The following is a 12,130-nucleotide window of genomic DNA, read 5'->3' as shown; positions in this document are numbered from 1 at the left end:
CCCGCCCCCCCCCCCTCCCCCCCCCCCCCCCCCCCCCACCCCCCCCCCCCCCCGCCGCGCCGGGGGGGCCCCCCCCCCCCCCCCCCCCCCCCCCCCCCCCCCCCCCCCCCCCCCGGCAAAAGGAGGTCGCAATGAGCCGCTACACCATCACTGTCACTGGCACCGTCACCGGACAGGTCCGCTCGGATCCAGACGCTGTCATCGGCTACGATCCACCACTTCGGACCTACTTCCTGCAAGCGTTCCCGCACGAAGAAACCGACGAGCCCGGTCTTTGGCTTGGCACCCACGATCGCGCATTTGAAACGCTTGAGGATCTTCGCCGCGTAGCCATCTCACACGGCTACGACTTCATCCCGCTGTCGCCCAAACTGGCCGCAAAGCTGGTCGATGACAAAGCGGCAGCCAGCGGGCGTCCGGTGCGAGACGCAATCTTCGGCGAGGTGCTGAAACACCTCAACCAACCTAAGTAGGCAACACGTCTCAGGGCCCGCGACGGAGTGTTCCGTTGCGGGCCCTTTTTTTGCGGGTCGCAAAAGAGCCACGAACATCACCCGTCACGGCATGCGACAACGACTTGAAACCGCCGATTATTCCTTCGGCAGTTTGTGCTTATGAATGCGGATATAATCCTGGACAGCCTTTCGCAGCAGTTCGGTCATGCTGTGCCCATTGCTGATCGCCAGCAACTTGAACTGCCGCTGCTCCGCAGCCGTCAGATAGTACCCGCAGCGGATCATCTCCTCCTCGCGAATCTTCTTTCCGGCGATGGGGTCCTTTTTCTGACCCTGCCGCAGCAGCTTGCGGAAATCGGGTCCGACTGCCGGGGACGGGTTTGTCGATTCCTGCATCTGTGGCGCAGCTTGCTCCTTGATCCCTGACGTCTCGACCTTCGGTGGGATGAACATGCTGGGCAGTACGGGCGGCTGCGTGGAGATCGCCTTCATCATGCGGGCCTTCTTGTCGTCACCGGGTTTCAGTGCGGGTTCTTCGCTCATGCCGCGTTCCTTGTGGCTTCGATGAAGGTTTGCAGAAGGTCGTCAAAGACCCCTTCGCTCTCTGCAACCGCCTTCGCATCGGGCACCTCGGGGCTGTAAAGGGTCTGCCCGGTCTGTAGGTCACGGTAGGCAACGCGATTGTGCAGGACGTGTTCTGCAATCGGCGTGCCGTTGGCCTGGATGATGGCGCGCAGTTCGGTCAGGGCTCGCGCCCTGCCATCGATGATGGTCTGCTTGGTCAGCACGAATATCGCAGGCAGCGGTCTACCCCGGCTCGCGACCGCCAGCGGGATGTAGTGGTCTGTGATCTGGATGGCGGCGGTCACATCGTCGAGGGCAAAATAGACCGGCACGACGACAATATCGGCGGCGAAGAGCCCGGCCATGAGGTTATCGTTTGTGGTGCCTTCCGTATCGATCAAGACGACCGAGCGTTCACCGTTGTGAGTGGCTGCCGCGCGAAGGATTTCCTGCGGCGTCATCGCGCTCACCATCGTGAGCCTGTCAGGACGATTGCCAGCTTCGCCCAGCATCTGGAACCAGCGGTTCATGTTCTGCCGCCGGTCGCCGTCGATAAGAGTGACCGAATAGCCCCGATGCAGCGCGACGGATGCGAGGGTGCGCAGCATCGTCGATTTGCCAGTGCCGCCCTTTGGGATCGCAGCGGTGATGATCATGGGGGCCTCCTTCCCACGTTGTCTCCTTTGTTTCCATGTTAACATGGAAACAAATCATCATGGACACATGAAACAAAATCACAGTCGAAACGTGGTGACATTGTCGACGGGGAAGGCTGGTTTGGCAACCCAGGCGCGCATCGATAAGGGCTCGCTCAAGGGGCAGTTTTTGCGCAGCTGCTGTCTTCAGCGAAGAAGGGGTCCGGTGGCCCATCGACTGCGCGTTTCCGACTAAGCTTTTCCGGCTGCGCATCAGGAGCCGATGTTTCCATGTTAACACGGAAACAAGTCGCCAACGCATCATAGACACATCGCAGCAAATCACGATGGGAACATTTCGCCCGCGCGGCTGCCGCTGGAAACTGGGCTGGTGAGAAGACGCGCGACCGTAATTTTCATTCCCCTGCTTGCTATTGGCAGGATAGCCTATTTTGTGATACACACAAAATAGGCGGCGCGGCCCTGGCGGGCCTTAGCGCCCGCAAGCGGGCTTGAGAGATGGATGCAGACGCCCAGAAAGCAGCGATCAAGAGCGCGTCACGGCGCTATGGCGAGGTGACGCACATCCGGTTTTCGGCTAACGAGTTGGCCAGCCTCAAAGCCATTGCGGAGCGGGACGGCGTAACCGTTAGCGAGGTCGTCCGGCGTCTCGTGCGGGCAGAGGTCGGGCACCTGCCTATCGCGTCAGAGGCGTTGCGGCCGGCGATCGTGGACATGGCCGATCAGCTGCGGCGCGTCGGCGTCAATTTCAATCAGGCCGTGCGCACCATGAACGACGGCCGTGTTGCCAATGATGAGAATCTTGAGCAGGCGCTGATCGCCGTGGGCAACCTCGTGCGGCAGTTCCGCGAGGAACTGAAGGCGATGACCGTCGGTCCCCGCAAGGCGAGGGTGGCTAGGCCATGAGCGGTCGTCTTGCCGGCTACGCGGCCGAAATCGAACGCTATCTGCGGGGCGAGTCCGGCGTGAAGCGTGAGGACCTGGACGACGCCAAGCCTCTGATGGGCGCCCGTCGCGCGGCCGGCGAATTCCAGGCGATGAAGAGTTATGAGCGGACCGGTGGCGGCGCACGCCTCGGGCAAGGACAAGCCGGCTCGACGGTTGGTGGCGGCAGGAACGTCCCTCGTTCGCCCCCGGGAGGGACAGGAGTGGTGGGGAGCAGGGCTCCGAAGTCCGCCGCGGCTGCGAGCTCGCCCAAGGCCCCTAGCGCGCCGATCATGGTCTATGGCGCCACGCTCGTCGGTTTCCGGCCGGAAGAGGAGGAGGAGGAAGACTGGAAGCGGCGCGGCGGCGGCGGCAGTGGTGCTGCGCGCCCGAGCAGTCCAGGACGAGCGGCGCGGGCGGGCTATCAGGCGCGGGCCGTGGCGGCACGGGCAGGCTATGCGGCGGGTGCGCAGCCTGCTGTGTTTAAGGTCATGCCCAATCCGCCATCGACTAGGCAAGCCGCCGCTCGGCTGCTCAATTACATCGGAAAGCGCGAGGACGAAAAAGGCGAGAAACACGACATAGAGATTTTCGACGAGGATGGGCAGGTCCTTGCGACAGGCGCCGCACGAAAGGCGTTCCTGGAGACGTTTTGCGAGACGTTCGAACCGCCCTTGGAAAATACCAATTTTCTCGAGGTTCGTTTCGAACTGGCCGGCGAGGTCACCGGTGCCGACTTGAGCGAGGCGTTGAACAAGGCCTTCGGTGCAAAACCGTTCATCTATGCACAGGACGGACAGACGGTTCAGGTTTACGCACACACCGATGAGCGGGCCGGGCCGCTCGCCAAGGTGCTGGCCGGTGGTCGGGAAAATTCGCGCAGCAAGGCGCTCGACAAGATCGAGGCGCGCTTTTCTGAGGCCATGGGCGCGGCCGGGGTGGTAGCCAAGGCAGAGGTAACGGCAGCCGTCAGCCGTGAACCCAAAGCGAAATACTTTTTGCAAAAGTTCATCCGTACAAACAAAGACGTCCGCAATTCGGACGGCGAGCCAGTTCGCGGCGCGAAGAATCCCGCCAAGGCGGCTGCTGCGGTCTACGAACAATGGCGCCCGCAGTTTTCAGGGCGTGAGCGCCGCAATGCCTATCACCTGCTTTTCTCGGCAAGAGCCGGCACCGATGCCAACGCGGTCATGGCCGCGGCACGCGCCGTGCTCGAGGAGCGCGCGCCACGATACAAGTTCGTCCTGGCGCATCACAAGGACACTAAGCACGTCCATATCCATGCGATGGTGCAGGCACGGTCAGCCGACGGCGAGCGCCTGAAATTCTACAAGCCAGATCTGGTCGCCTGGCGCGAGACCTTTGCGGAAAAAGCACGCGAGAACGGCATTGCGATGGTGGCGACGCGGCGCATGGATCATGCGATGACGCGGCCATTCACGAAGGAGCATGCCGGAGCCTATAGCCGCGCCCAGAGCGATCCGCGCTACCAGGTCAGCGCCAGGACGATCGAGCGAGTGGAGGCCAAGCGGCAACGCCGTATCGATGGTCAGTCCCTAGTCGTGAACGGCGATGCAATCGCTGCCGCATGGCAAAAGACTGTGACGACGATGCGGAGCGCGGGCATAGTCGGTCAGGCTCTCTCGGCGGCGGAGTCGATCGGCAACAATTTGCTGCGGTTCCGTCGCGACCGGACAGGGGAGGGGCGGCCAGGCCCTGTCGCGGATCGCGGAGCTGATCAATCGGGGCAGAAGTCTTTCCTGTCCCATCCCGGTATGAGAGAATTGAACGGACTGATAGGAGATTTGGACATGGCGCAGACCCCCTTGGAAATGCGGCGTCAGATGGCCCGCGTCAATCAGGCTCTGGACAACATGCGCGAGACGCTGCCGCCGGCGCATCAAGGACAGTTCGAACAGTATCGTGAAGAGGTGAACGACAAGATGCACGATCGTCTCGCGCGGCTGCAATTCGAGCGGCAGCAGCAGCAGCGTCGTGGTGGTGGCGGTGAGGAACCGATCCCCGGGCGCGAGGCGCCAGGGCTAGACCTCACGACTCGGGACGATCGCCGCCAGCCGGAGGAGCCGGGCACAGGCGCCGAGCAGGAGAAGGTGAGAGCCAAGCAGAAGGACGCCAACAAACAGAAGGCTCGGCAGTCGGAAGAGCAGGATCGTAAGACCCAGCGCTCGAATGATAACGATCACGAACGCTAAGCAAGGCCAACCTAGCGTCCTCGCGCGGTGGTCTATCAAAACGACGCATTCGTCACAGAATGATCAGGCTGGATGGCAGCAATGCGCCTCAAGTTATTCCAACTATCCGGGCCATCCGCGATGAGCAGCCGTTCCGCTCACGCCGAGGGGTTTCTGGATGTGGAAGCCGTAAATGAACCAATGCGCGCCAAACAGCGTTCCTCTCCGAGTCCGTCGATGTCAGCGGTGGGAACCAGAGGCTCCGAATATTCGATCACTCCAAGTCGTGACCATCGTGATCGTCGCACTGCCCATGGCGCTGTCGGTTGCACATGCCCTCGAGCTTCCGGGCAAGATGCGCCTCGACGAGCGCACATATCGTGCTGTGCAGCAGATCTATTATCCGGCGGCGCGGCGGAACCGCTGAGTATAGTCGCAACCGGTCTCCTCCTGATCCTCATTCCGGCCGGAGCCTCCGCTTTCTGGCTTGTCCTGATCGCCTTTCTCGCCTTGTTGGCGACGTTCGGCCCGAGCGTGCGATTCTGAACCCTTGTTCTGACCCCAGAAACAAACACCCAAGACGATCCGGCTGGTCGTCGGCGAGAAACGCCTGGACAGAGGCGAACAGCTCCACGTGGAGGCCAGTCGACTGGAAAAGATCGTTCAACGCGTCGCGGACGGACTCGTCATCATCAATGACAAAGACCGTCGGCCTTGTAACATCAATGCAAGCAGGTATGGGCATTGTCGTCGACGAAAATGGGCAAGGTAAAGCAAAAGGCACTTCCCAAGGGCGCTCTCGGCTCGGCCCATATGCGACCGCCATGCGATTCGACTATGGAGCGACAAATCGACAACCCCATGCCGATTCCTTCGCGCTTCGTCGTGAAAAAGGCTTCGAAGAGTTGGGCGCTGTTGTCCGGATCCAACCCGACTCCTGTGTCGGAAACAGTCACCAAGATGTAGCCAGAGTCACCTGGTTTAGCGTCTATATGCAGACGTCGAGGCTCATGCTGACTCGCAGAGATCGCCTCAATACCGTTCATGATCAGATTCAAGAGGACCTGCTGCATCTGGATACGGTCCCCAAGGATCTCGGCATCAATCGTGAGATCTGTCTCCGCGACTATCTCATGTCGGCGCAGTTCGCCACGCGTCAGCAGCAGCACCTCGAGGATCACTTGATTGAGATTCAGTACTCTCATCTGCGGTGGAGACTTCTTGGCCAACGCCCGGATGCTGGCGACGATATCGCCGGCGCGGTGGCCGTCCCTCACGAGGCGCTCTGCGGCTTGCCGTGCCTTCGAGATGTTGAGATGTTCTTCTGTAAGCCACTGCACGCAAGTTGCGGCATTTGTCACGATTGCCATCAGCGGCTGGTTGACTTCATGGGCGATCGAAACTGTCAGTTCACCCATGGCGGTCAATCTTCCCGCGCGGGCAAGGCCCGCCTGGGCTTCTCGAAGCGTCATCTCGAACCGATGCGCGTCCTCCTCTTTGGTTCGTTGTTCGGTTATGTCGAAAATCGTTCCCACGCAACTTGAAGGCTCGCTTTCATTCAACGCCAATCGCCCGCGACTCTGAACCAACTTGACCGATCCGTCGGGCAGTATGATGCGGTGCTCGAACTCGAATTCTCCCCCATCTGCCATTGCAGTTGCATGCACGGCTTCGACGCGGTCCCGGTCCTGCGGATGCACACGCGCCAATAGTGCCTGATAGGTGACCTCCCTTTCACTTACGTCAAACCCGAAGATCCGTGCGCACTCCTCAGACCACGATATACGGTCTGTCCCGGCACTCCGGCTCCAGCTCCCGGTATGACTGATCCTTTGGCCCTCTGCCAGCATCGACTCGCTCTTGCTTAGAGCGTCTTCGGCGTTCTTCCGATGCACGATAACACTGGCGAGATGGGTAAACTGTTCCAAGATCCTTTCCTCCCATGCTGTGATCTCACGCGCTTCACGAGCATAGAGCGCCAAGGTACCGAAAACCCCTCCGCTGCCTGAGAGTATAGGCGTTGACCAACAGGCTCTCAGGTCATGATCCAAGGCCAAGTTGCGATAGCCAATCCAGAGCGGATCGGTTTCGATATCTGAGACGAAAACCTTCTCCGCGCGATAGGCCGCCGTGCCACACGATCCGGCTGCAGGTCCAATCAGCACGCCGTCGATAGCCTTCGCGAAGCTCGCCGGAAGGCTTGGGCCGATACAATGTCGAAGTGTGTTGGTCGCTGCATCCAGGACCAACAAGCTTGCCGGCGATCCGCCAGTCAAATCTTCGATAGCTCGAACCAGGGAGTCCAGAATTGGCATCAGATCGCAGCCGTCCGCGATCATTTCAAGGAGCCGCTTCTCGGCGGATATCAGTTCTTCGGCGCGCTTGATATCTTCGATATCAGTGTTCGTGCCATACCACTTCACGATTGCGCCGCTTTCATCCCGCATAGGCGAGGCCCGAACCAGAAACCTGCGGGTCGCGCCGTCGAACCGTAGCATGCGCGCTTCGATTTCTCCTCCAAGACCAGTCGCCAGGACGTCCGTCCATTTCTTTACGACCTTGTCGACATCGGCAGCGTGGAAGGTGGAGATCCATATATCGCCCGTCATTGCTTGTGGCGGGATACCGGTAAAATCGTGCCACCGTTTGTTTGCAAACTCGATCGAGCCGTCGGGTAGAGCGCTCCAGGCCAGCGCGGGGATCATGTCGAATGACTCGCGCAACTCGACTTCCGCCCCTCGCGCGTATTCCTGCGCTGTCTTGATATCTAGGAATAACTGCGCGTTTTCGATCGATATGGCCGCCTGGGAGGCAAGAACCCGCAATAGCGACAGCTTGGTCGGTGTGAACAGATGGGACGATAGGTTGTTCTCCAGATAGAGGACACCGACAAGCAGTTTCTGCTTGACCAGCGGGAGACATAAGACCGACCGTGGACACGCGCGGAGCAGATAGGGGTCGGCCGAATGCGGATTGGCAGTCAAAGCGTCATCCAGGATGATGACATCATGCGTGCGCGTGACAAAGTTTAAGATGGACTCAGGCAGCTCGCTTGCCGGTTTAGATTGACGCCGGGGATGCACGACTACGCCTTCGGCGCTGGTGATGGCTTCCGCGACGACGCGCATCTCCCCTTCCAGCGGCAGGAGCAGGAGCCCACGGACCGCGCCGGCGTGCTCAACCACCGCTTTCATCAATCGCTCGATCAACCGCTCAAGAATAATCTCGCCGGACACTGCCTGCGACACCTCGATCACAGCAGCCAGATCCAGGTGCTTCAACTCGATCCCGCTCGCAGCGGTTCCTACGCGCCGCGATAGTTCGCCGCCCAGTTGGGGATACAGCCGATCGAGTTGGCTTACCTTGCCGTCGGCACCCCAACGAAGGTAGCAGGACCGCGCATTGCGTAGATAAGCGTCGGCGATCGTCTCGAAGCCGCGCTCTGCGTAGAACCGCGCGGCAAGCTCGTTGGCAATGCCCTCGTTATGGACGAAATCCTGCTCGCGCGCCGACGCCACAGCGTCCTCGTAAAGCCGCATGGCGTCCAAGTCCCGTCGTTCAAGACGGGCCAGCTCGGCCCCGAGCAGGGCCGCGCGGTACGTGAAGTTTTCGGGGCCGCTCTCCGCCCAGACCGCGATTTGCTGGTGATGGGCTGCAAGCTCTTCCAATTGGCTGGATCTCTCCTCCGCCGACGCGGAGTCGTAGCGCCCCGCCCGAGCGAGTCCCGCATAGAAATGGTATTCTGGAAGCTCGATTTGAGTCGGCAGCGTCCAAAGCAAAGACGCGATCTTCGATGCTGCTGCGACGGCAGATGCGTAATCGCCGGCATAGACGCGGGCTTGCAGTTTTCGAATCCAGTAGCGGGAGGCGGCGATCGCCAGTCGCGGGTTGTCCTCCAGATGTTGCTCGAACCGGAGTTCATCGAACTCTGCGTCATTGAAAGAGTTGAAATCCGGCGTTTGCCCGCGGAGGGTCCGGATAAGCCTGAGTTGCGCGACAATGACATCGCTGATGAGACCGAAGCGCGCGCGCCGCACGAATTCGAGCGCACTCTCCGCCTCTCGTTCCACTTCGCCGAGCGGCTCGCCGGAGGCGAGAAGGATGGTGACCAGGTCGACGCGGGAAAAGGCGGCAAAGGTAAGGTCACCCGCGTCCCGCGCCGCCTCAAAGGCGCGTCGCAGGAAGACTCGGCAGGTCGCCAAATGCTGCGTCCAATGGGCAAGGTGGAGCGTGAAGACCGAATAGACGCTACCGCTAAGACGGTCGAGACCTCGCTTCTCGACCAGATCCAAGGCAAGCCTGCCGAAGCGACTACCGGCCTGGGGGTTGCCCAAGTAGATGCCGAGGACGCTGCCAAGCAGCGCATAAGCGAGGCATGATCCATCGGTGTTGCCGTACTGGAGGCTGAGCGCTGCCATCCTTACAATGACGAGACGGAACAGGTTCAGGTCGGTGAACTGGGCCGGCGATAAGAGCGCGGTGAGCACGTTCATGGTCGCCCGCCGGTCGGGGTCGGTCATGAGTGGCAGATCGACCAGGGCCTCGATCGAGCCAGCCTCGATCGGGCGCCATAACCGACCATATTCCTGGCGAATGTCCTCCTCCGTCGCATGCCGCGACCACTGGGGGTCAACCCGCCGGAGATAGTCCAGGCCAACCTCGACAGCGCTGTCGGTGCGGTCCAAGGTCGTGTAGAGATTGAGGCGAACACAGGTCACGGCAGCAGCGTCAACGGTGGTCTGCGGGCGCATTGACAGCGCCGAAAGACGTGCTTCCGCTGACGCCAACTCTCCGGATAGATACTCGCACTCAGCCCAGTTCAGCTCAAGGTCGAACGTGAGTCGGTAGCACCGTTCCCATCCGTTGTTCGCCAGCAGAGCGCGGCCGGCGGTAAAATACTGCAGGGCCGAGGCATAAGCGGTAGCCGCCTTGGCCCGCTTGCCCGCTATGAGGTCTAGCCCGGCGACTTGCTCGCGCTCCTCCGGCGTGGCAATTAGCGCCGCGCCGCGAGCGAAATGGTTCACGACTTCGAAGATGCTCTCCTCGAGTTCCTCTGTCGTGGCCCGCGCTGCAAGCAATCGGCCAATCCGAAGATGCACCATGGCACGCTCGCCTTCCGCGACGAGTGCATAAGCCGCTTCCTGCACACGGTCATGGGTGAATGCGAAGCCGCCGTCCACAATCAGGACAAGGCCCGCGAGAATGGCTTCCCAAAGCGCGTCGTCCGTTGCCTGCTCGGACCGCCCGACGACGATGCTCAGCGTCATCAGCCGCGCACCATTTCCCAGGCAGGCCAGAAGCTTCACCGCCTCCATTGCCGCGCCGGACAGGCGTGCCAGTCTTCCGGCCATGAGCTCGGCGAGGTTGTCGGTGATCCCCTTGGCGCCGATACGGGCCACATCCCACCGCCATGTGCCCGCGTCCCGGTCGAAAGCGAGCAGTTCTTCGTCTCCAAGCGCTGCCAGGAACTGCCCAGCGAAAAATGGGTTACCCTCGGTCTTGTCATACACAAGCTCGGCTAAAGGCCGAACGAAATTGGCATCTGACTGTAGAGCGTCCGCCAACAGAAGCGATACTTCGTTGCGCGCTAGAGATCCAAGACGCACCTCTTCAATCCTGCGATTGGCGTTCCGCATCATCTCCAGGATCGGAGCGAGGGAATGAGTCGGTCCGATCTCATTGTCCCGATACGCACAGATCAACAGGAGATTTCGAACGTCCGACTCCGCAGCAAGACGCCGAATGAGCTCGATCGTGGCCGCATCCAGCCACTGCACATCGTCGATGAACAACGCCAGCGGGTGGTCCGGCCGGGCAAAGACCCCAAGGAACCGCTGAAAAACCAGGTGAAAGCGATTCTGCGCGTCCTGAGGCGGGAGATCGGGCGCCGGCGGTTGCTCGCCAATGATGACGGCGAGCTCCGGGATCAGGTTGATCATCAGTTGGCCGTTCGGCCCCAGCGCCTCGAGTAGTTCTCGCCGCCACCGATCAAGGTTCGTTTCTTCGAGGCTCAGGATCTCGCGGACGATGCCTTGGAAAGCCTGGGCAATGGTCGCGTATGGAATGTCGCGCTTGTACTGATCGAACTTGCCAGCCGCGAACAGGCCTGGCTTTGAAACCAGCGCCTTGCGCAGTTCCCCCACCAGCGACGATTTACCGACTCCCGCGGGGCCCGACACTAGAACGACCTCCGTTTCTCCCAGTCTGGCGACGCGACCGAAGGCCTTCAGTAGGCTGTCGAGCTGGCTGGAGCGTCCGTACACGCTCTCCGGGATGCGAAGCCGGTCTGGGCGATCACTCGCTGCAATCGCGAATGCGTCGACTCGTCCATGTGTCGTCCACGAATCGAGACAACGCCGCAGGTCGGATTCGACCGCGATGATGGTCTGGTATCGCTCTTCCGCTGTCTTGGCCAAGAGTTTGACCAAAATCGCCTCGAGGGTTTGGGGGACAGTGGGCACACGTTCACGCGGCGGGATTGGCTGGCGCGCGATATGGCAATGGATCCATTCTATGGGTTCAGAGGCGGTGAACGGCAGCTCTCCAGTCAACATCTCGTAAAGGGTGACGCCGAGGGAATAGAGATCACTGCGCGAATCGATTGAGCGGTTCGTACGGCCTGTCTGCTCAGGAGACATGTAAGGAAGCGTTCCCGCGATCAGTTCCGGGGGCGCTGGAGACTGACGTTCGCGGGGCAGTTGGGTCGCTAGGCCAAAGCCCATGAGCCGAACATGCCAGTTATCGTCGACGAGTACGTTCGCCGGCTTGATATCCTTGTGTATCAGGCCACAGGCATGGACCTGCCGAAGCGCTGCGACAAGCCCAATGGCCAAGTTCAGGAAGTCTCCTGTTGGCAGAGGCGCGCCGAGTTGCCAGTCAAGTGGACGGCCGCCCGGGTCTTCAAGCACGAGCGCCACACGGCCTTCATGGCGTACCAGCGCCATCGGCCGCACGGCCCAGGCAGGGTTAAGATCATTGGATAGTGCATGCTCCCGCTCCAGCCGTTCGAGAGTCGACCTTTGCGGCTGGAGGGAGGTTGGGGACAGAACAAGGATCGTCTTGCCAGACGCTCGTCCGCGATAGAGAGCGGTCTCGCCGTCTTCGCGCAGCCTTTCCAGCACATATCCGGAAATGTCCATCACAAGCGACCCCCGCTTCACGGCAGTTAACCTTGCAACCGTAGTCGCTCCGCAAGGCGGCTGGTAGCTCAAAACCAACTTACCTTTCATTAGAAGAAGGCGTTTTTGCCCAAGCGAGCTGCGGGCGGCCGCCTAACAACTCCTCACGCAATCTCTCGCGATCTCCTTCGATCTATGCGGTCCCCTCACGTAAGTTGGAG

General features: G+C 60.9%; 7 protein-coding genes. 4 read left to right on the top strand and 3 right to left on the bottom strand.

The window, feature by feature from the left end; genetic code table 11:
• Window positions 1-131 precede the first annotated feature (131 nt).
• Window positions 132-473: a hypothetical protein gene (locus NKJ26_RS27710; protein WP_352698508.1), complete on the top strand. Its 342-nt coding sequence runs from the start codon at window positions 132-134 to the stop codon at window positions 471-473.
• A 117-nt stretch (window positions 474-590) separates the two neighbouring features.
• On the opposite strand, the gene NKJ26_RS27705 is transcribed toward NKJ26_RS27710, so the two are convergent.
• Entirely contained in the window at window positions 591-998 is a 408-nt protein-coding gene (locus NKJ26_RS27705) for a hypothetical protein (protein WP_352698506.1), read from the bottom strand.
• On the bottom strand, window positions 995-1,675 hold the full coding sequence (locus NKJ26_RS27700) for a nucleotide-binding protein (RefSeq protein ID WP_352698505.1): 681 nt from the start codon (window positions 1,673-1,675) through the stop codon (window positions 995-997). The genes NKJ26_RS27705 and NKJ26_RS27700 overlap by 4 nt, the downstream gene beginning before the upstream one ends.
• 498 nt (window positions 1,676-2,173) lie before the next feature.
• Here NKJ26_RS27700 and NKJ26_RS27695 point away from each other — a divergent pair, with 498 nt between their 5' ends.
• The 3 genes from NKJ26_RS27695 (at window position 2,174) to NKJ26_RS27685 (ending at window position 5,218) form a co-directional block, all read left to right on the top strand.
• On the top strand, window positions 2,174-2,581 hold the full coding sequence (locus NKJ26_RS27695) for a hypothetical protein (RefSeq protein ID WP_352698504.1): 408 nt from the start codon (window positions 2,174-2,176) through the stop codon (window positions 2,579-2,581).
• 311 nt (window positions 2,582-2,892) lie between these two features.
• Window positions 2,893-4,812 carry a relaxase/mobilization nuclease domain-containing protein gene (locus tag NKJ26_RS27690; protein WP_352698502.1) on the top strand — a complete coding sequence of 640 codons (1,920 nt, stop codon included), beginning with the start codon at window positions 2,893-2,895 and terminating at the stop codon, window positions 4,810-4,812.
• 265 nt (window positions 4,813-5,077) lie between these two features.
• Window positions 5,078-5,218, top strand: coding sequence for a hypothetical protein (locus tag NKJ26_RS27685; RefSeq protein WP_352698500.1), 141 nt, complete (start codon window positions 5,078-5,080; stop codon window positions 5,216-5,218).
• Between the two features lie 295 nt (window positions 5,219-5,513).
• Here the strand turns inward: NKJ26_RS27685 and NKJ26_RS27680 are convergent, their stop codons facing one another.
• Window positions 5,514-11,930 (bottom strand): AAA family ATPase, encoded by a 6,417-nt coding sequence (locus NKJ26_RS27680; protein ID WP_352698498.1) that lies wholly within the window; start codon window positions 11,928-11,930, stop codon window positions 5,514-5,516.
• Window positions 11,931-12,130 lie beyond the last annotated feature (200 nt).

The organism is Mesorhizobium sp. M0152 (genome assembly GCF_040322415.1).
Taxonomy (GTDB): Bacteria; Pseudomonadota; Alphaproteobacteria; order Rhizobiales; family Rhizobiaceae; genus Mesorhizobium.
Note: the sequence above shows the minus strand (reverse complement) of the source record. Positions and strands in the feature narration are given on the sequence as shown.